At 40.9% G+C, this 20493-nt stretch carries 16 protein-coding genes and 1 pseudogene; 5 read left to right on the forward strand and 12 right to left on the reverse strand.

Annotated features, from left to right (window positions below; genetic code table 11):
• Positions 1–64: 64 nt before the first annotated feature.
• The 9 genes from V7L12_RS28030 to V7L12_RS28070 all read right to left on the reverse strand — a co-directional run bounded on the left by V7L12_RS28030 (position 65) and on the right by V7L12_RS28070 (position 10223).
• Positions 65–385, reverse strand: a complete 321-nt coding sequence (locus V7L12_RS28030; RefSeq protein ID WP_335089363.1) for a hypothetical protein — start codon at positions 383–385, stop codon at positions 65–67.
• Between the two features lie 30 nt (positions 386–415).
• Positions 416–1969, reverse strand: a complete 1554-nt coding sequence (locus V7L12_RS28035) for a cation:proton antiporter (protein WP_335089364.1) — start codon at positions 1967–1969, stop codon at positions 416–418.
• Positions 1970–2211: 242 nt separating this feature from the next.
• Positions 2212–3264: a saccharopine dehydrogenase family protein gene (locus tag V7L12_RS28040; RefSeq protein ID WP_335089365.1), complete on the reverse strand. Its 1053-nt coding sequence runs from the start codon at positions 3262–3264 to the stop codon at positions 2212–2214.
• A 12-nt stretch (positions 3265–3276) separates the two neighbouring features.
• Positions 3277–3585 carry a putative quinol monooxygenase gene (locus V7L12_RS28045; RefSeq protein ID WP_335089367.1) on the reverse strand — a complete coding sequence of 103 codons (309 nt, stop codon included), beginning with the start codon at positions 3583–3585 and terminating at the stop codon, positions 3277–3279.
• A gap of 28 nt (positions 3586–3613) precedes the next feature.
• A complete protein-coding gene (locus V7L12_RS28050; protein ID WP_335089369.1) occupies positions 3614–5254 on the reverse strand; it encodes a lipoxygenase family protein in 1641 nt (546 codons plus the stop codon).
• 93 nt (positions 5255–5347) lie between these two features.
• On the reverse strand, positions 5348–6781 hold the full coding sequence (locus tag V7L12_RS28055) for a cytochrome c (RefSeq protein WP_335089371.1): 1434 nt from the start codon (positions 6779–6781) through the stop codon (positions 5348–5350).
• A gap of 76 nt (positions 6782–6857) precedes the next feature.
• On the reverse strand, positions 6858–7283 hold the full coding sequence (locus V7L12_RS28060) for a hypothetical protein (protein ID WP_334819684.1): 426 nt from the start codon (positions 7281–7283) through the stop codon (positions 6858–6860).
• 12 nt (positions 7284–7295) lie between these two features.
• A complete protein-coding gene (locus V7L12_RS28065) occupies positions 7296–8762 on the reverse strand; it encodes a c-type cytochrome (RefSeq protein WP_335089373.1) in 1467 nt (488 codons plus the stop codon).
• Between the two features lie 66 nt (positions 8763–8828).
• A complete protein-coding gene (locus V7L12_RS28070; protein ID WP_335089375.1) occupies positions 8829–10223 on the reverse strand; it encodes an NADH:flavin oxidoreductase in 1395 nt (464 codons plus the stop codon).
• Positions 10224–10892: 669 nt separating this feature from the next.
• Here V7L12_RS28070 and V7L12_RS28075 point away from each other — a divergent pair.
• From V7L12_RS28075 to V7L12_RS28085, 3 genes are all read left to right on the forward strand, one after another.
• Positions 10893–12902 carry a hypothetical protein gene (locus V7L12_RS28075; RefSeq protein ID WP_335089377.1) on the forward strand — a complete coding sequence of 670 codons (2010 nt, stop codon included), beginning with the start codon at positions 10893–10895 and terminating at the stop codon, positions 12900–12902.
• 172 nt (positions 12903–13074) lie between these two features.
• Positions 13075–14547 carry an esterase/lipase family protein gene (locus tag V7L12_RS28080; protein WP_335089378.1) on the forward strand — a complete coding sequence of 491 codons (1473 nt, stop codon included), beginning with the start codon at positions 13075–13077 and terminating at the stop codon, positions 14545–14547.
• 248 nt (positions 14548–14795) lie between these two features.
• On the forward strand, positions 14796–15587 hold the full coding sequence (locus tag V7L12_RS28085; RefSeq protein WP_335089379.1) for an SDR family NAD(P)-dependent oxidoreductase: 792 nt from the start codon (positions 14796–14798) through the stop codon (positions 15585–15587).
• Positions 15588–15810: 223 nt separating this feature from the next.
• Here the strand turns inward: V7L12_RS28085 and radC are convergent, their stop codons facing one another.
• The 3 genes and pseudogenes from radC to uvrB all read right to left on the reverse strand — a co-directional run bounded on the left by radC (position 15811) and on the right by uvrB (position 19078).
• Entirely contained in the window at positions 15811–16542 is a 732-nt protein-coding gene (gene radC, locus V7L12_RS28090) for a RadC family protein (RefSeq protein WP_335089381.1), read from the reverse strand.
• A 265-nt stretch (positions 16543–16807) separates the two neighbouring features.
• Positions 16808–17002 (reverse strand): annotated as a pseudogene (locus V7L12_RS28095) (Uma2 family endonuclease); the annotation flags it as partial.
• Between the two features lie 78 nt (positions 17003–17080).
• Complete coding sequence (uvrB, locus tag V7L12_RS28100) at positions 17081–19078, reverse strand: excinuclease ABC subunit UvrB (protein ID WP_335089383.1); 1998 nt, start codon at positions 19076–19078, stop codon at positions 17081–17083.
• 253 nt (positions 19079–19331) lie between these two features.
• On the opposite strand from uvrB, the gene V7L12_RS28105 reads away from it, so the two are divergent.
• Positions 19332–19796, forward strand: a complete 465-nt coding sequence (locus tag V7L12_RS28105; RefSeq protein ID WP_335089385.1) for a hypothetical protein — start codon at positions 19332–19334, stop codon at positions 19794–19796.
• 329 nt (positions 19797–20125) lie between these two features.
• Positions 20126–20308, forward strand: a complete 183-nt coding sequence (locus V7L12_RS28110; RefSeq protein WP_335089386.1) for a CsbD family protein — start codon at positions 20126–20128, stop codon at positions 20306–20308.
• The last annotated feature ends 185 nt before the right edge of the window (positions 20309–20493 follow it).

Raw genomic sequence — 20493 nt, forward strand, 5'->3', positions numbered from 1 at the left:
TCCGCATGGGAATGCATTCATTGAGTCTCTGACTCAATCTCTTACTGAAGGCAACAGATCCTAATCAGGCAAAACTTAGAGGTTCATTCACGAAGCTCAAAGGTTCACTCACAAAGCTCAAAGGTTCACTCACAAAGCTCAAAGGTTCATTCACAAAGCTCAAAGGTTCACTCACAAAGCTCAAAGGTTCACTCACAAAGCTCAAAGGTTCACTCACAAAGCTCAAAGGTTCACTCACAAAGCTCAAAGGTTCATCAACGAAGCTCATAGGTTCATCAACGAAGCTCAAAGGTTCACTCACAAAGCTCAAAGGTTCACTCACAAAGCTCAAAGGTTCATCAACGAAGCTCAGACTATCCCCCATATCCAATGCCCAATGCCCCATGCCCTATGCCCTATGCCCAATGCCCCATATTTAATCATCTTCTAATTTCAGTAATTGTTCATCAAGAATTTGTATCCGCCCGCGCACAATTTCTTCCGAGAGAATTCGCTTCCGCATTGCCTCATTGAGCGCTCCTTTTTCTGCCAGCAGTAAACGTCGACGAATGGCTTCAAGTTTACTGCTCTTATTACTTCTACCTTCCACCTCATCAGGGCGACGATTATATAGTTCCCGCAGCGTCTTTTCTGCACCGGCAATTCGTACCTGATAAGCCGAACGCATCTCTTCATAAACGGCTTTTGGTAATACCCCTGATTTCAACAGGCTATCTAATTCATCTTGTGCCGCCTTACCCGTGATCAACTGGGCTTGCAACTCTTCAACCTGTTGTTGAACTTCGGAAAATTTAGATAATTTTAAACGTTTTACCACCCAAGGCAAACTTAAACCCTGTCCCACTAACGACACCAGCACACAGCCGAAGACTATAGCTATCAAGACTTCTCGCCCTGGCAGTGTTGTAGGTAAGCTCAATGCCAGAGCCATTGAGAGTGAACCTTTGATATTGCCTAAAAACAGTAAATGTTGCCAGCGTAACGGAATTGGGCGGTCGAACCAACGAACCACTCCTAGCAGTGGATAGACCGTAAGAACTCGCCCGACTTGATAAGCTAAAACTGCAAGTAGAATTGCAGGTAAAGTCCTCCAGAGCGTTACCAGGTCTATTTCTACACCAATCAACAGAAAAATAAAGGTGTTGACGGTAAAACCGGCATATTCCCAGAAACTCAACAAGGTGATGCGACTAGAAGCAGAAGTATTGCGAGAAAGCGCTAAATTCCCGAAAATTAATCCAGCTACAACTACGGCGACAGCACCTGATACACCTAGAAATTCTCCAGCCTGGAAAGTGCCTAATGCAACTGCTACCGTCAATAAGAGACTGCTAAGGGGATCATCCAAACGGGCGAATACAGGTATGCTCAAATAGCCTAAGACTAACCCCACGAGGCAGCCACCTAGAGAGATAAATAGGAATTGTTGGATTCCCTGTAGTAAGGTGAGTGAACCTGTCGAATATACTTGCAAAACCAGGTTGAACGTAACTAGGGCAGCAGCATCGTTAAATAGGGTTTCTCCTTCAACGATGGTGGAAAGCCGGGAAGGCACCGGTATTTCCTTGAAGATGGCAATCATGGAAACTGTATCAGTGTTTGCCAGCATTACTCCTACAAATAAGGCAGGTATCCAACTCAATCCCAGTCCAAATTTCAACAGAACGGCAATAATACCACTGGAAAGCACAGCCCCTGGCCCAGCTAGAAGGGCAATTGGTTTAAAGGTGCTGCGTAGGCGACTAACATCTGTATTGATTCCAGCTTCAAACAAGAGAATTGGCAGAAAAAGATCCAAAACAAGGGTTGGATTTAAACCAATCGGCCGAGATAATAGCTCAGTGATGGGCAAACCTGCTAATACTAAACCCATAACATAAGGGATTCGCAACTGCCGGGACAGCAGAGCTACACCTGTAGCAACGAGCAAGAGAATAATTGAAACTTTGACTAATTCGGTAACATCCACTATTGCGTTTTGGAAAGTTAGTTTGACTTGACTGATAGATTCTCTCCTCATTCATGCCAAATTAGCAAGTTCAGCGTGTGGATTCGGAACTGAACGGCCCAGTACCTAGCTACCATTGCTCGGCAACCCCACAAGCTAGCCCAGAGTAAAGGCGATCGCAACATTTTTCAAAGCATATAGATGCAAAAAAAGCCGGGTTTTTTCGCTATCAAGCCTAAAAAACCCGGCTTTCTGTTGTATCTTTAGTTGAAACCAGTAACTCCCGGAATATCAAGGACAAAATCTGCCCCATATACGGATGCAGGAGTCTGGAATCCTACCTTAACTTCGCCTTGAATGACCCGTTTGATAACTGCTACAGCCGCTAATGCGGTAAAATCGTATGCTTCCGGCCCTAAGAGCTTTGCAGTTACTTGTTGACCAGTTTCATCCTCAGCAAAACCAATTACTCTAACTTGACCCTTTGCTCGTTCTGCTGCCGTTGGCCCAGTCGGTAGAGTTTTAATTAGACTTGCTAAAGCACTTTGGAATAAAGACGAGTTAAATAACCATCCCAAATACTGGCTCGACTCCATAAGGAAGCGTACAGGATTAGGAAATACGGTATAAACCTCGATATTGGGAATAGCCGTAGTCTGGAACGCAGTGATAATATCAGCACGCCAGGGGTTTGTTACTGCTGTTACCGAGCCATAACCAAAATCTATTTTACGCTTTTTCCATGCTGGTCGAGATGGGATGAGCTTACCTGCTTCTCGAACTACCCCGATGTGATGTAAAGTTGGCAGTACCGTATTTGCGGTTCCCTGAGATACACCGCCTACTGTTTCATAGACTAAAATCAGTCGCGTTGCGCTCGCTAACTTATCTTTGAGGTAAGCAGCTACACAATCAGTAGGGACAACCCCAAATCCCACACCAGGAAGAAGCATTATCTCTGCACTTTTAGCCTCAGCATTTCGTGCCTGTAGCGCCTGAAATTCAGGTACTTCGCCAGCTATGTCTAAATAGTGAGTTTTAGTTTGGAGGCAGGCATCGACAAGTGGCTTTGAGGTTTTGGAAAAAGGGCCGGAGCAGTTGATGACAGCGATCATATCCTCAAGAGAGCGAGCGATCGCCTGCGGATCATCTAAGCCAAAAACCCGAAAGTCCAAACTTAATTCATTGGCTACTGCTGCTAGGGAACTTTGATTACGTCCAGCTAAAATTAATTCCAGTCTGTTATTTTTAGCTAATGTAGCAATGAGTTTTCCAGCATAGCCAGTTGCACCATACAATAACACCCTTGATGTCATTATTATCACCAGTTAGGAGTTGTTCGCAATCTGCTGCCATAACCTGACTTCAGGTGGTTCAACTAAAAATTGTCCTGATTTTTCCCCTAAAGCTTTAATATACGGCTCCTCTAGGTGTTGAGCTAAAATTTCCTGGCTGACCCAGTTTTCATGTAATAGAAACAAAGATGGGTCGTCAACAGATTGGTGCAAATCGTAATTAATACAACCTTCTTCTGTAAGAGTGAGAGCTATTACGGGTTGGAATTCCTGCTTGAATTTGTCCTCCAAACCTGGCTTCACTTTTAGTCGAGCGGTGACGGTTACTTGCTGATTTGACATTGTTATTCCTCTTTTTTGGGAAACTAACTTAAGTATTGATGCTATTAATAATTTGCGAAGGCTTAAAGTAGTTGTAAGGTATGGGACGAGTTTGATTTCTAATGTCTATTCGCCGTTCTATTTCATGCAAATTCTGTTGGAATTGCACTACAATTTCCTGTGCCAATGGGTCGGCAAACTGCTCATCATAAAAACCCAATTTGTCATAGTGGTACGATGTTAAAATCTCAGTCCACATTACCTGATCGGCAGCTTGTTTAAAAGGAGGAAGTATCTTCATGATAGTTTCCAAGTCCACACCCTTAGTTTCTGGAATTGGGTGGTAGGCTGCATAGGGCATATTGGGTACAAAAGCCATATATTCGTACTGAGAAAAATTCAAAGCAGAGTGTAGAGGAGCGCAAGTGAAGACTACTACACTAATAATTTCAATCAGTTGTTCTAGAGTCTCAATCTTGGCTGGCATTCCCTTGACTCTACCACCATCTTGAGCCACTAATTCTCTAGCCCAATTTTGCAATTCATAGTCATCACTGAGAGCCTGTGAGGTTTTGTAATAGAGTTGCAAGTATTTAAACACAAACTTTTCGACAGCATTCCAAATTAATATGCCATCGTCCCGGAAAGGAAAGTGCGGTAAAATTTCTGGATCGTCTGTTTGACGACTTTTTATTAACCGAGGAAAGGTAAACTTTTCAACACTCCATTCTTCATAAACCTTTGCCACAAATCCAAGAGACTCCGCCAATGAACCTGCCATAAACTCATCAACCGGTCCACCAGGCTGTAAAAACTGAGTGCGTCCCAAATCGTTATCAAATAGCATGAAACGGAAGTGGGGTTTTAACAGTAAAGCGATGGGATGGTTTTCTGCTAATTGCCGCGCAGTTACAATTGCAAACGGAGCCATAACTGCATGAGTATAGGAAAAATGACTACCCAATTCTTGATGGTTGCCATCAGCAATTTGGACGCAGGTTTTTGCCAAAAACCAATCTAAATGGGGGTCATCTGGTGTATAGATCAGGCTATTTGCGCCAGAGTCATGATTAATCTGGATAGCAACAGGCACTAGAGAACCACCATTAGAACTTTCATTACTTTGCCAGTAAAATAGAGCCTGCGGCTTGGGAAGGTACTTTTTAACATTATTGTAGACACCACCTTGAATATCAGATAGCAAAGGGTAATCTAAGAAATATAGCTTACCTTCCTTCAGTGCCTTTTCCAAAGTAAATTCTGCACCTGCAACCTTCTGAAAATGGTAATCTGTTACAGCAAAATTATCAGGTAATACATTAATTCTTCGGATAGCTAATGGGTTTGCCCCAGAGAGCCGTTGTTCAGCAAAACACGAGTCTGTTTTGTAATTCTTTATGACATCAGGTTTTGGTAGTAGTGACAAAAGGTCTTCATATTCTTCCAATTCATCCAGGGGATCTAAAAAATTTCGTGCTTTGGCAGCCAGCATATTCGGTACAAGACTTGACATACTTGCCAAGCGTTTAGCAGTATATTCTGCTGAGAAGATTTCCTTATGAGGCACTTGATCAATTACTGGTAAAGGAGCCAGGTAATTGTAATTAAAATTGTACTCTTCTCGATTTTTATCCAGCCAAGTTTTTCGCAAATTAACATCAGGATCGTTTTGCGGTAAGTATGGTTTCATAATTTTCTCCAATTAGGAAGTTTTATTTCTTGGTAGTAAATGATTAATGTCAGAAAGTTACTAAATCCTTTTCTGATTTAGCAACTAATTTAATTACTGGGTTTTCAGATACTCAATCAAGGCTTTTTTATCGTCACCAGATAAATCAGTTCCATAAACATGCCCTTGATTGGAATTAGCAGTTACGGTTGTATCGTATTTAAAACCTACAACCTTGGCTTCATCTCCCTCAGTAATAAAGCCAACTTTTTTCGGGTCGTAGACATCATATCCCCGATAGAAAACTTGAGGACGATTCTCTGGTTTTTCTAACAAATCTTGTAGAGATGGGACTGAACCATTATGTAAATATGGCGCTCTTAACCATAAACCATCTAAAGAAACAGATACATATCCATTGGTTTTGCGTAAGTTTTTAAAGTCCCAAGGGTAGCCATCACCAAAATGATTGTAAGTATCCGCTCCTTGTTGCGTCCACATATCTAACCGATGGCGGTCAGTTCCCACTTCTTCCACAGGGATAACAGTACCCGTTCTTTCCGCACCAAAAGCATGACAAGATGCACAAGTATTAGCAAAAATTTGACTTCCTTTTGCAGCCACTTGCTCATCAATAGCAAATGGATATTTAGGAGGTGGTAGTTCTTGAATAAAATCTTCTACTCGTTGTAAATCGGCTACAGGAAGTGATTTTTTGGTAGCACCGTCACCAATTGCTCCAGTTTGAACAGTTTCTGTTAGTGAAGTTTCTAACCCATCCCAATGGAGTGCAAACCCTTTGTGCATCTTTTGATTCCAAAGAGGCATCATATCAGAGTTGCCAATAGTGTTATCTTTGGGCAACTTTAAAGTATTGAATTTAACTGGATTAAAAGGGTCAATTCGACCAGGGCCCCAGTTAGGACGAGAATCTGTCCAACTATAGTCTTCTTTTTGTTGCAGCAGTGCTTTCTTAGTTTGAGGAATTAGCACACAGCGATAAAGTAAATTTTCTAACCAGGAAAGGTTGTAATTATATTTGATTTCGTCAAGGATATAATCTGCTGTAAATCTGGCATCACCAGCAGTTGCACTCAAAAATCGTAAATAGCCTTGTGAATCAAACTTATTAGCAGGAGCAGCGGCTACAATTGTAGGTTTATCTTTCTCTGTTTTTCTATAGGTAGCAGTATGGCAAACAGCGCAAGTTATACCGACGCGAGGGAAGCCAATGGTTTTTTTCGTAAATCCAACTGGCATTTCTTTACCCTCTTCCCATGTGATTCCCAAGGAAGTATAACCACCTGGCCCTGGTAACTTATCAGGGAATATTCGTGGTAGTACCAGCCAAATCCAATAGGGAACACCTTGTGCTTCTTCTGTACCAATAGAACCATATTTAAAATGTTCTTCAGGCGACTCATAATGTGTGGGAACCTCTCGAAAAAGGTTGTACCATCCCACATAGCCAACTACACCAGCTAAAAGGATCACAATTAAAACAATGCTTGTGATTACCCTACTTATTTTATCTTTGAGTATTGTCATGGCACTCTCTTGCTCCTTTGCAGAAGAATCTGTTTGTAGTGCAGGCAATATGCCCACACCAGGCTAGGCATGAGAATTAGGAGAATTGCTTCACTGGGGTTTCAGTAATGGCATTTTGATCGCGCATTGCTAGGGTCAGAAGAATTACTTCCGCTAATCCAAAAAACAGGTCTACAAAAGCAATAGATAAAAATCCTTTATCTTGACCAAAGAAAAATACTGCACAAATGAAAAATGTTGACCCAAAAGCTCTTGAAGGAAATATTGATATCCAGGCAGTTGCCTGATATCGGTACGGGTCAAGTGCCCCAGGAACATAAAATGCACTAATAATAAATAACAACATTCCCGCAGCGCGAACCCAGATAATTGGCTCTGGTATATGCATTTGAAGGAACGTCAGCATTAGTTCTGGAAAGAAGCAAGAGGGAATGACAAAAAGCATATTAACAATAATGCCAAGCCAAGTAACGCGACTAAACCATTTAGCGTAATTATTCATTTTTCTCTCCTTTTAAAGCTTTTTCATGTACTCAACTAGTGCATTTTTATCTTCTGTAGGAAGATCGGTACCATATAAATGACCACTGTTACTATTTCCAGGTTTTGTGGTATCGAACTTAAAGTATTGCTTACCGTTTTCTACACCAATATCAGATACAAAGCCAACTTTTGCTCTGTCAATGACATCGTAGCCACGATAGAATTCTTTAGGTCTATTTTCTGGTGTTTCTAATAAATCCCGTAAGGTGGGGACGGAGCCATTGTGCAGATAAGGGCCACGTAACCAAACACCATCAAGGGGCATATTTGCATAGCCATTAGTCTTACGGAAATTCTTAAAGCGCCACGGATACCCTGTATACAGAGTATTTTGGTTAGACATCGTTTTGTAGGTATATGAGTCAAGACGATGAGGGTCTGTACCAATTTCTTGAATTGGTACAACTTTGCCTGTATATGCACCACCAAAAGCGTGACAACTAGCGCAATTACTCTCAAAAAGCTGTTCTCCCTTCGCTGCTATAGTTTCGTTAACTTCGTAGGGATATTTTGGTGGTGGTAGTTCCCAAAGCCAATCAGCAACTCTCTGAATTCGAGGCAAATCAATCGTTGTGGGTGTGACTCCAGCACCTAAAGCTGCACTCTTATTTCGTTCATTAACGGAAGTGTTATTACCATCCCAATGTAACTGCAATCCCTCACGGGGTTGTTGATTCCAAACGGAGGGGAAATCAGAAGTACCAATCAGTTCATCCTCACGCAATTTATCCATTGGAAAATGGAATTGAATTGCTTTATAAGGATTAAAAGTATCTACTCTTCCTGGTCCCCAATCTGGTTGTTTTTCAACGAAATTAAGTCGAGATGCCTGATTAATTAGTGCATCTCTAGTTTGAGGAATTGCAATGAAGCGATAAAGTAATTTTTCAATGGGATTAAGACCACCACTGATTTTTTCAATTTCTGGCAACATTCGGTTAGCAGTAAAGCGCTCATCTACACCAACTGCTGATAAGAATTTGATATATCCCTGCAAATTAACCACATTAGCAGGCATTGTCGTGATGACTTGATGTTCGCTATTAGAGGTATTTCGCAGCGTTCCTGTATGACATACAGCACAATTCAACCCAACTCGATCGATAAAGACTCGCCGTTGCGAAAAACCTATAGGCAAATCTTTATCAGGTTCTTTGATAAATCCCAGAGAAGTATAACCTTTTCCAGGTAATTTATCTGGGAATAATTCTGGTAAAACTTTCCAAATCCAGTAAGGGATGCCATTGACTGGTTCGCTGCCGATTGAACCATATTTAAAGTGGTTTTCAATATCAGCATAATCCACTGGGGAGTTAGACAAAACAGGCCAAAGGAAAAATACTGCTACTGCTACAATACCTACAATCACAATCCAAATTCGCTGGAAGACTCCCTTGATTGAGGTTGGAAGTAGGGTAGGGTTTGTTTGTTCAGTCATGAAACACTCCCTATATTGTCGAGATTATTTGTAAGCGAAATTGTCGATGTTATACGCATCGCTCTTTTATCTAGATAAATTTGCAAACTGAGTTTGATGAAAGACTGACATTACTTCTTCCATCATCTCTTCATAACTATTGAAGCGATCTTCCTCGTAACAACCCAAGGGATTTTCAATTATATTCAGCAGGCATTTATTGCAATAGGTACAGGGTTTATCTGCCAAATCTTTACCTGCTTTAAAAGATTTAACTAGATCATTGTTAGCAATTAATGTACGAGCCATTGTGACGCCATCGCAATAATGCTCGTCAATTGCCTGACGAATATAAGAAGCCTGCTGCAAACCACCTGTACATAATACGGGAATATTAACGTGCTTTTTAATTTCTCTGGAATCTAGTAAGTTTCTGCCTTGGTTCTCTATCAGTAACTGCTTGATTTTGGGGTCTTTTACATCATCACCACTAAATGCCTGAGGAGGCAATTGCTTTTTCACGCGGTTCCATAAAAGATTGAAAATTGGATGCAAAAATGTTTTGCGGAATAAAATATAGTTGCGTGTAGTTTCGATGCCACTTGACAACATAGCGTCATAAGTTTTAGTAATGATATCGAAATTAAAATCACCAATGGGATTGAGTGGGTGAGGAAATAAGCTACCAGTTGACACATGCACGGCATCAGCACCAGCTTCTTCTGCCCATTTACAAACTTGGATGGAATCTTCTATGGTATTACCTGGTTTTTCCCAAAAGGTGACGGCATTGTTATAGTCAACGGCACTAATTTTGAATTGCAGGTGAAAGTCGTTCCCTACTTCTTTGCGGATTGCTCTAATGACATCTAGCAAAAACCGCGCTCGATTCTCTAATGAACCACCGTATTCATCTTGACGGTCATTAATTCCAGAACTGAGAAATTGGTTAAAAAGATATCCATTAGCACTGTGCAATTCCACTCCATCTAAACCTGCTTCACGAGCACGTCTAGCACCATCTGCAAAGTATTGGATTGTTTCTTTAATCTCTGCTAGTGTCATTGCTTGACACAAAAAGCCGTGGAATGGCTCAGTTTGGCTGGTAGAACTTAACGCTTTTTTTCCTGAGTTTTCTATACCACCAATATCCTGCTGTCGCCCAGAATGACTTAATTGCAAAATAAATTTACAATCATATTCGTGGACTTTTTCTCCTACTTTTCGCCAAAAAGGAATGCGCTCATCGGAGTCAATGGTGGCGTAATTAGGCATAATTCGTCCCCGGATGGCAACTGGGACAAAGGAACTAATAATAGCTCCTACACCACCACGAGCAAACTTTTCTTCCCAGTTGATTCGGGCTTGAGTACCTGAACCATCATAGTTATCCCACCTTCCAGAAATACTAGAGCGGAATATCCGATTTTTTACTGTGAGATTACGGAATCTCAGTGGCTCAAAGATAATATCGTTTTCCATGTGTTCCTCTGTCTTTATATATTCTTTCGGCAATAAAATTAGGTGTCAAAATTATTCGTAGCACTAACAGTCTCGCCAGAGAACTACTTTTTCTAGTGTCTCTGGAAGGACAATTTTTTATGTCTACAAATCTACAGTGGAGGTTTTCGGATGCGAGCGCTAAGTATTAAGTTTTTGTTACTTAAATTTACCTACCAAGTTTCAGCATGGATATTTATCCTTATTGGTTTTTACAGTTATATAAAGACTTTTGCAGTTTGTAAACCTACGGTATTTACAGAGCAATTCTTAAAAAAAGTGAAAATTTCCGTCTTTTATTTCTTTTAAAAGGTTAAGGCAACCTTAAAAGTAGCTGCTAACAATTTGTTACAAACCTAACCAAGTAGGTAGGAAATCGATATAACCATAGCAAATTGGTTATTGAACACCATTGTAAATTTACAATTTTTTAAATTTTTGATTTATAAATGTATAAAAGTTTATTGATGACGTTTGATAAATTTGTGTAGTAACTTCATATATAACGAACCTCAGTAAGGTACATTCTAAGTCGTCAAAATCTCCCAAGACTAAATCTGGAAAATGGGAAATTAGTGATGAAGCATTAGTGTACCTCTGCAAATGTGAGGTGCAGTGCAAAAGGTTTAGGTGTTATAACCAGAGAGTTTTATGAAAAAGACAAGTCTAATTTTTAAGGGCTGTCTGCTCCTCCTATTCGTGACTATGTTTATAGTCTGCGGCTTTTATGGAACGCCTACAGCTCTAGCTGATGAGTATAGTGAAACACCTGCGTCCATAAATACTAAGTATTCAGATACACCCGTATCTGAATACCCTGATAACTGTGAGGGTATCGGTTATCTCCCAGAGTACACAAAGGAGAATTTGACAGATGCCGAGAAACGGGGTCGTTGCACTTGGTACTTATGGACTGGCGGTAATGCTAAGTACTATCGCGATCTAGCGAAGCGAACGCGTGGCGGTGTTGACCTGCTAAAGCTAATTGACTCGCGTGTGCATGACGAGCGATTGCAACGTTATGGCGCAATTAACGATCCTGGATGTGAAAAAGCGACAGCACCAGATGAATACGGATTGCTGCTAGATAAATGTAAAGACCCGCTCTCAACTGGCGTAATTGGGTTACGTAAGTTCCCTAACCCCAACTTTGACTCGGCTAAATGGAACCCTGTTGAATATGCCAAAAACTCACAAATTGAGCCTCCCTACGTGATCGGGCAGTCCTGTGCTATCTGTCATGTAGCGTTAGATCCTCTCAACCCACCTAAAGACAAGGAACATCCAAAATGGGAAAACCTTGTAGCAGCATTGGGTAATCAGTACATTAAGGAAAATAAATTATTTGCATCTAGCGTTGGAGAAAATAGTTTTGTTAAGCAAGTACTTGATTCTCAAAGACCGGGTACATCTGATACTTCTCGGATTGCCACCGATCACATCAATAATCCGAATGCAATCAATGCGATTTTTAATTTAGGCGATCGCCCCACATATCCAGAGGTAATGAATGATGGTTCAACCAAAAATGTTAATCATATTCTCAAGGATGGTGCAGACTCTACAGGAGTGCCAATTGCCTCATTACGCGTCTACGTCAATATTGGGATGTGCGGCGATTACTGGACAAGTCTCCATGAGCCTTTATTAGGCAGAACTCCCCAAAAACCTTTTGACATCGAAAAGGCACGGAAGGAGTGCGAAGGCTGGAGACAGACAGAAACACGTATGGCTGATGCCGAAGCATTCCTGAAAAGCATCAAGCCGATGCACCTGAAAGATGCACCAGATGGTGAAAAGTTCTTGATTAAAGATGAAGAAGTTCTCAAACGTGGCAAGCTGGTTTTTGCCAGCACTTGTGCTAGTTGTCATTCCAGCAAAAAGCCACCTGCTGCGATCGCTGCTGACCCCGAACAGGCTCATAAATGGTACGAAGAGTCTGTACTCAGTAGTAATTTTCTCGACCACAACTTCTTGTCTGATGACCAGCGTTATCCAGTCACACTAATTGGTACCAATGTGGCGCGATCGCTAGGAACAAATGCCGCTAAGGGTCATATTTGGGATCAGTTCTCATCGAAGACTTACAAAGAACTGCCTTCACCAGGTACTTTGACGCTGTACAATCCCTTCGATGAGAAAAAACCGATCGAATTTAAGATACCTGACGGCGGTTTGGGATATTACCGTACACCTTCACTAGTGAGCATTTGGGCAACAGCACCACTTCTTCACAACAACACGCTAGGACTTTACAACGAAGATCCTTCAGTGAAAGGACGTGTAGAAGCCTATACGGATGCTATGGAAAAGCTGCTCTGGCCTGAAAAGCGCGAGGGAATTATCAGCAGGACATCTCAAGATACTAAATTAGAGCTTCCCCCAGGAGATCCAAATCCGAGATTGAAACTTCCTGTTCCTAAAGGTACGCCTGTGAATTTGCTAGCAAGCATCAATATGAGAGAGGCAATTACATCTCTCAATCTCAGTAACCTTTTCCAAGATTTGAAACCGGGCGGTGGAATTAAGGGTAAGTTGGCACGTGTACTTTTAAGAGCCAACAAATCTCCTGACTTTGTGGAAGATGAGGGTCATTATTTTGGCTCAAATCTGCCAGATGAAGATAAGAAAGCGCTAATTGAGTTCGTGAAAACGTTCTAAGTACAGCTTTGTGTAAAATCGTAGTGTTTTGAACGCTCTAGGGGCGCAGAGAATTCGCTACTAATTAATAAAATGTTGTACTAAGATAACTTGTCTGGATATTCTGCACTCGTTCCCAGGTTAAATCTGGGAACGAGAAAAAATATTTATTAAATAAATAGCAAGGATATATATGCAGTATTTACCAATCATCTTTGTTCGTGGATATGCAGGTACACAAAAAGACGTTGAGCAAACAGTCAACGATCCATTTTATGGATTCAATAGTGGTTCAACCCATATTCGAGTAGATGAGAAGGAAAATCCTCAGAAATTTTTTTTCGAGAGTCCATTGCTACGGCTAATGACCGATCATGGTTATCAACCGATTGTTGACAATCAGAATGTGAGCAATCAGATTAAAAGATTGTCCGATCAACTTCATAAAACTATTTGGATCTATCGATTTTATGATATATCTACACCTAGTTTTGGCTCCTCAAGTGTAGTCCGACAGGAAATGGAGGAGATAGCGAAGGGTTTAAGAAACCTGATCCAGAATGTCAAAGAAACGACGGGTGCTGATAAAATTTATCTTGTCGCCCACTCGATGGGAGGTCTTGTTTGTCGCAGCTTGATTCAAAAGATTTATCCAGAACAAGGCGAGCAAGCTGCTGATCACATTGACAAATTCTTTACCTACGCTACACCTCATGGCGGTATTTATTTTGAGGTTGGGAGTGGCTTGCTTGAAAATCTGAGAGACAGGTTTCAATTGAATAATTCTGATGACTTTGGCCCTCAGCGGATGTACCAGTATTTAACACCTGATGTCCGGCCAACGGATGAGTTACCCGATAACTTTCAGCTAGAAAAACTACAAAGCATAAAGAATGCATTTTCGCCAAACCGCGTTTTTTCTTTGATCGGCACTAATGCACATGATTATGAAGAAGCTTTTGGTCTCTCACGCAATGTTGTGGGAGTGAAAAGTGATGGTCTAGTTCAGATTGATAAAGCTTATATCATAGGATCTCATCGTGCTTATGTTCATCGCTCTCATGGCGGGCGTTATGGCATATTGAACTCCGAAGAAGGTTATCAAAACCTGCAACGATTTTTGTTTGGTGATATCCAGGTAAAACTGTCTCTTAGCAATGTCGAGTTAAAAGACCTGGACAAGAATTTTTATCAACTGGAAACTAGGGTGGCTTTGCGTGGTCTTCCTATTCCTATATATGAGCAAGTGATCGCTCATTATTGCCCAATTACACAAGAGTTAACCCGAACAGATAAACCTGTTCCCCTATTTACAGCTTTCTTAATTCCAAGAAACTCAGCCAGTGATGATAATACCTGTAGATATGCCCTGCGTTTAGCACTACATTCCTTCACAAAACAAGAGACGAATTGGTTACGCGACCATCATCTCGATCAAGTGCCTCTATGGTCTGACTATCTAATTACTGATGTTGCCGAATCAAATAGCACTTATGAGGCTAAATACAGTTGGAATTCTGATGAAAAAGAGCCAGTAACAAAGTTAAATCCGACTTCTGAATCCAGTTCCGGTATATATGTTGCGTATGTTTCGGTACCTGAACGTGGGCAAAAAGTCTTAGGAACAAATGCGGCAGTTCGCTTGGAAATTTCCCAATGGCAATAAATAAGTGCTTGTTGTTGTGTAGTCAGTGATTAGTTATGGTTACTTAGCACTTTTAATTATTATGAAGAGAGAATAATTATGCTTAAAGAACGTTAAATTAATAATGACTAATAATTAATGATTCATAAGAGAGATAAGTGAAAAAGAATGTATAGATGTTGCCTATGTCTCTATAAAGTTCCTGAATTAACACATAGTTAATTTCATCAAATGTCTATTTTTTTCAAGCTGTTAATGGAGGGAAATTTATGCAAAGTAATCGCAAACAAACGGCTCTTATTACTGGTGCATCTGGCGGCATCGGTTATGAATTTGTGAAATTATTTGCTCAGGATGGTTACAATCTTGTGTTGGTAGCTAGAAGCGTGGAAAAGCTGAATAAAATTGCCGATGAATTTAAAAATAAATTTGGCATTGACGTCAAAGTTATTTCTAAAGATTTATCTAACCCATCAGCCCCAGAAGAAATTTTCAGGGAGCTAGAACAAGCATCGATCAATGTTGATGTGTTGGTGAACAATGCTGGGTTTGCTACCTACGGATTATTTAACGAAATTGACCTGAATGCTGAAATGCAATTGCTACAAGTCAATATCTTATGTCTGACACATTTAACCAAGTTATTTCTCAAGGGTATGGTTAAACGGGGGTCTGGAAAAATATTAAACTTGGCCTCTACTGCTGCTTTTCAACCAGGGCCACTGATGGCAGTATACTACGCGAGTAAAGCCTATGTCTTATCGTTCTCAGAAGCGATCACTAATGAATTAGAAGGTACAGGTGTCTCGGTGACGGCGCTTTGTCCAGGCCCTACAGAATCTGGTTTTCAACAAAGAGCCGCAATGGAAGACTCAAAATTGGTAAGTGGTCAAAAAATTATGACTGCGGAAAGGGTAGCCCAAATTGGCTATCGTGGTCTATTTGAAAACAAAACTGTTGTCGTTCCTGGAATTAAAAATAAGCTCCTTGCTGAATCTGTAAGATTTACTCCCAGAAAGCTAGTGACTAAACTAGTCAGAAATATGCAGGAAAGCAAATAAGTTGTAACATAGCAATCCTAAATAAAACTCGCAGATCCCCGACTTATTTAAGAAGTCGGGGATCTGCGGGTTGCAATTCTCACAAGTCTTTAATTACGAATTACGTTAGCGACGCGCAAAGCCAGTCCGCGTACTCTTACAGAGAAGCAAGCTACGCTTTTAGCGTCTGTCTGCGACACGCTGCGCGAACGTAGAGAGCGTCTATTACGAATTACGAATTATTTTAATCCCCCTGTGGATGCTCATCCCACAAGGTTGTTAGTTCCCGTAAACTTTGATGATTGCCATTGCCTAAAATCAAATGATCTAGTACCGGAATGCCCAAAAGCTCTGCCCCTGCTAGCAACTGACGCGTCAATTCTATATCTTCTTGGCTGGGTTCAAGGTTCCCAGAAGGATGGTTGTGGGCAACTATTACCCGCGTTGCGCCTTGACGAATAACTTCTCGAAAAATATCACGGGGAGAGGCTAGGGTTTCGGTTGCAGTGCCAATGGTAATTACTTGCGTACCCAATAAGCGATTCTTGACATCTAACAGCACCACTGCAAAACGTTCTTGTGTCTGCCACATCAAATCTTGACTGAGGGTAGCAGCAGCAGCAAGTGGGCTATCAATTAATGTGCCATCATTTGGACGAGATTGAAAGGCGCGTTTACCCAATTCTATGGCTGCTAAGATACTTGTCGCCTTCGCCGGGCCAACACCAGAAATTTGCATCAACTCAGCAGGGCTAACTTCTCGCAGAACTACCAAAGGATCGCGTTGGTGTTTGCCTAATTCGCTCAAGATATATTGTCCCAAACCAACAGCAGATAGTTTTCCTGGGCCTTGACCAGTGCCTAGAAGAATTGCGATTAACTCCGCTGTGGCTAAAATTTTTGCACCATGCGTCATTAATCGCTCACGCGGACGCTCATTTGTAGGTAGGTCAGCAATTCTGAGGCAATAGGTCATATTAAACTAAGAAAATAGCACCACACATAGAACTATCCTTAGTTATCCCTTGTTTGCTCTCAAAATCATCTTTATTTGAGAAAATCTTTAACCTTGGTAAGTTTGTATGGGTAATTGGTGGCCCGTAATCCACTGGAGTTTAGACTAAATTCTATTTTTAAGGCTAAAACCTTTGTGTAGCAAGCATTTTAAACTTCAGAGTCCAAACAAGTCTATAAATTAGAAAAGCCTGTCTAGATAAGGGTTTGAGATGAGCTTACCCTGATACTTCACAGGTGCGATCAGCTAAGGCATCATCTAAGAGCTTAAAAAAATTTCCAGAGACCCGATTATGGTTGCGTGTACCACCGTTTCTCACCACAACTCCGCCATCCCAATACTCGTAGCGTTCCTCTTGGGTAGGTTCCCAAATGAGATATTCCTCTGCACTCATCAAAATGTTGTCGGGTAAAGCAACCATCGGCGTGATCGGGGAATGATTAACTTTTCTAGGATAGCGAAAAAAGGAGGTTTCCTTTATTGCTACCCTAACTTAGCACTAACGTCCTAGCATTTTATCTCGCAGATGCTTAATGCGATCGCGTAATTTCCCCGCCTCTTCAAATTCCAGTTTCTTTGCCGCTTCTTTCATCTGCGCTTCTAACAGCGTAATCAATTGGGGAATCTGTTCTAATGACAGTTCATCTAGATGTTCATCTACTACTTTCAAGTCAGTTGCATTCAACCGCCGAGATACATCTAAAAAAGCCAAAATCGCATTACTCGATTTTTTCACAATTGGTTGTGGTGTAATCCCATGCAGTCGATTATGTGCCGTTTGAATACCACGCCGCCTGTCTGTTTCATCAATGGCTTTAATCATGCTACCTGTTAGGTTGTCGGCATACAAAATCGCTTGTCCCTGGATGTGACGCGCAGCTCTACCAATAGTTTGAATTAAGGAACGCTCAGTTCGCAAGAAACCTTCTTTATCCGCATCCATAATTACCACTAAGGAAACTTCGGGTAAATCCAAACCTTCTCGCAGCAAATTCACACCAACCAAAACATCAAATTTACCCTCGCGCAAGTTCTGCAAAATCTCAATGCGCTCAATAGAAGTAATCTCGGAATGTAAATACCGTACCCTTATACCGTGGTCTTGCAAATATTCGGTTAAATCTTCCGCCATGCGTTTGGTTAATGTGGTAATTAACACTCGTTCATGGCGGTCGGCTCTATCTTTAATTTCTCCCAACAAATCATCAATTTGTCCTTCTGTGGGACGCACGGAGATTTCTGGATCAACCACCCCAGTTGGTCGAATCACTTGCTCAACTACATGGTCTTCAGAAATTTCTAATTCCCAATTTCCGGGAGTTGCGGAAACAAAAATACACTGATTTACCTTTTGCCAGAATTCTTCTGCTTTTAAAGGACGGTTATCAGCAGCGCTAGGAAGCCGAAATCCATGTTCAATTAAAACTTTTTTTCTAGCTTGATCGCCATTATACATTCCACGAATTTGTGGCACGGTAACGTGAGATTCATCGATAATTAATAGCCAATCTTTAGGAAAATAATCAATTAAACATTCTGGTGGATCTCCAGCTTGTCTTCCTGCTAAGTGACGGGAATAGTTCTCAACACCATTGCAATAACCGACTTCGCGCAGCATTTCTAGGTCATAGCGTGTACGTTGATCTATACGTTGCGCTTCTAATAGTTTCCCTGCTTGTTCTAAGTCTAGTTTTTGCTGTTTTAATTCGTCTGCAATGTCATGACAAGCGACTTCTAACCGTTCTTCTGGGGTGACAAAGTGACGTGCAGGATAAACATTTACCGCTTCCAAACTTTTGAGAATTTCCCCTGTCACCGGATCAATATAGCGAATCGCATCAATTTCATCACCAAAGAATTCGACACGAATAATTCGGTCTTCATAAGCTGGGCCAATTTCTAAAACATCACCACGGACGCGAAATTTTCCCCGACCCATTTCTATATCATTGCGGCTATATTGAACATTTGCCAAATCCCGTAAAATTTGGCGTTGATTTACTTCCATACCTATCTGAAGAGGGATGGCAGCTTTCAGATATTCTGATGGCATTCCTAAACCATAGATGCAGCTGATGGAAGCAACGACAATGACATCACGGCGTTCAAAAAGCGATCGCGTCGCTGAGTGCCGCAACATATCAATTTCATCATTAATCGCCGCCGTTTTTTCAATATAGGTATCGGTAACGGGAATATACGCTTCTGGCTGATAATAATCGTAGTAGCTGACAAAATACTCGACTGCGTTATTGGGGAAGAAATCCCGCAACTCGTTACAAAGCTGTGCAGCCAGGGTTTTGTTATGCGCCAGTACTAAAGTAGGCTTGCCAATTTTCTCAATAACTGCTGCTACCGAAAATGTCTTACCAGTTCCAGTGGCTCCTAGTAAAGTTTGGTAACGATTGCCTGATTGGATGCTAGCAGTTAATTGTGCGATCGCTTGTGGTTGATCGCCTGTGGGACTAAAGGGAGCTTGAAGACAAAATTCTGTCATACAGTTTTGCTGTAAATACCCTATCTCATGGTGACGATTCCGCCCTGTATCCATTGTAGCTGGCTTATCAGAGCAAATAAATAGTAATATTTATTTACAAGAATTAATAATTTAAATTTACTTATGCATCAGTTTTAAAGATTCTTATATCTATATGAGGTTTTTTAAGGTTAAACTCTAAGGTATATGGGAAAAAATTTCATCTTTCCTTAATTATTGTAAAATTCAATTAACAAACCAGAGGTCTTCGTTTATGACTATTAGCAACGCTGGCAAAGCAACCAGTTCTCGGCAAAAGTATGCCAAGTCTCAAGGGGAAACCAGAGAGGAAGTTGAAAATCAACAAGACCAGAGCTTGAATGCTGATAAAGCCGAGGAAGTTAATGAACTGCCAGTTGGAGCTTCTGGAACACTCGCCATTTCTGGAATTCGTCCCATAGGCGCTAGCGACTTAGAAGTTGCTGAACACCTCTCAATTGCTGGGGTGCGTCCCGTTAGCACCAGTAGTTTGGAAGTAGTTGAAACCTATAACTCAATGGGTATTCGTCCAATTGGTGCTAATACATTCCAAGTTGTTGAAAGTATGAATCTCTCTGGGATTCGTCCAATTGGCTCAAGTTTATTGGTAATTGATGAAAGCTATTCAACATTTGGGAACCGTCCGATAGCATCAAATGAGGTTGACAATTCTGAAAGCCTAATGGGTTTTCTAGATTAAACAAAAAACACCCCCATAACTTTATTAACCCAGTTTTATATGAAACTGGGTTTTTTTATTTAAAAAGTAGAGATTACCATCTTTACATTTGTTCTATGTCTTTTAGCATAGGTAACTAAACTCTTCTTATTTTAATTTAGATTCAGTCAACAGCCAGGATGCTTACTACAACTACCTTTCTTAATTCCGAATTACGAATTGTTTAATATGCCTTGTGGTGGAAGGCTTTAGCAAAAACTTTAAGCTACTCTGTAAAGGTAATAACAAAAGAGTTTCAAAGTTAGTTTATAGCTTTGAAAGTAATTTTTAATTGAATCAGGAGTATCAAAATGAGCATAGAAGATCGCGCAAAGGCTGCTGCTAAAAATGTTGAAGGTAAAGCCCAAGAAGCATTAGGAGATATCACTGGAGATCCAGAAGATAAAGCCAAAGGTAAAGCAAAGCAAGCTGAAAGCGAAGTACGTCACGGAATTGAAGACGTAAAAGATAATGTCAAGAAGAACATTGACTAGTAATTCATGATTTTTTTGCAGAAACTCTAGGAATAGAAATGGGGTGGATTCCATTTTTGCAGAAAAATGTGGATTGTTTGAGAACCAAGCTAAACTCTTGTGATATGTCCTGAATAAGGGTTAGACAGCAGAGTATCAGCTTGATTGGCAGAATTGTAGAGACGTAATTAATTACGTCTCTACAA

Origin of the sequence: Nostoc sp., assembly GCF_036918245.1 — a bacterium.
Taxonomy (GTDB): domain Bacteria; phylum Cyanobacteriota; class Cyanobacteriia; order Cyanobacteriales; family Nostocaceae; genus Nostoc.

Bases quoted from the DNA above. Each gene is read 5' to 3' on its own strand.
- V7L12_RS28065 (WP_335089373.1), bottom strand. From the start codon at position 8,762: ATGACTGAACAAACAAACCCTACCCTACTTCCAACCTCAATCAAGGGA.
- V7L12_RS28085 (WP_335089379.1), top strand. From the start codon at position 14,796: ATGCAAAGTAATCGCAAACAAACGGCTCTTATTACTGGTGCATCTGGC.
- V7L12_RS28080 (WP_335089378.1), top strand. From the start codon at position 13,075: ATGCAGTATTTACCAATCATCTTTGTTCGTGGATATGCAGGTACACAA.
- radC (WP_335089381.1), bottom strand. From the start codon at position 16,542: ATGACCTATTGCCTCAGAATTGCTGACCTACCTACAAATGAGCGTCCG.
- V7L12_RS28050 (WP_335089369.1), bottom strand. From the start codon at position 5,254: ATGAAACCATACTTACCGCAAAACGATCCTGATGTTAATTTGCGAAAA.
- V7L12_RS28030 (WP_335089363.1), bottom strand. From the start codon at position 385: ATGGGGCATTGGGCATTGGATATGGGGGATAGTCTGAGCTTCGTTGAT.
- V7L12_RS28105 (WP_335089385.1), top strand. From the start codon at position 19,332: ATGACTATTAGCAACGCTGGCAAAGCAACCAGTTCTCGGCAAAAGTAT.
- V7L12_RS28110 (WP_335089386.1), top strand. From the start codon at position 20,126: ATGAGCATAGAAGATCGCGCAAAGGCTGCTGCTAAAAATGTTGAAGGT.
- V7L12_RS28040 (WP_335089365.1), bottom strand. From the start codon at position 3,264: ATGACATCAAGGGTGTTATTGTATGGTGCAACTGGCTATGCTGGAAAA.
- V7L12_RS28045 (WP_335089367.1), bottom strand. From the start codon at position 3,585: ATGTCAAATCAGCAAGTAACCGTCACCGCTCGACTAAAAGTGAAGCCA.
- V7L12_RS28070 (WP_335089375.1), bottom strand. From the start codon at position 10,223: ATGGAAAACGATATTATCTTTGAGCCACTGAGATTCCGTAATCTCACA.
- V7L12_RS28060 (WP_334819684.1), bottom strand. From the start codon at position 7,283: ATGAATAATTACGCTAAATGGTTTAGTCGCGTTACTTGGCTTGGCATT.
- V7L12_RS28075 (WP_335089377.1), top strand. From the start codon at position 10,893: ATGAAAAAGACAAGTCTAATTTTTAAGGGCTGTCTGCTCCTCCTATTC.
- uvrB (WP_335089383.1), bottom strand. From the start codon at position 19,078: ATGACAGAATTTTGTCTTCAAGCTCCCTTTAGTCCCACAGGCGATCAA.
- V7L12_RS28055 (WP_335089371.1), bottom strand. From the start codon at position 6,781: ATGACAATACTCAAAGATAAAATAAGTAGGGTAATCACAAGCATTGTT.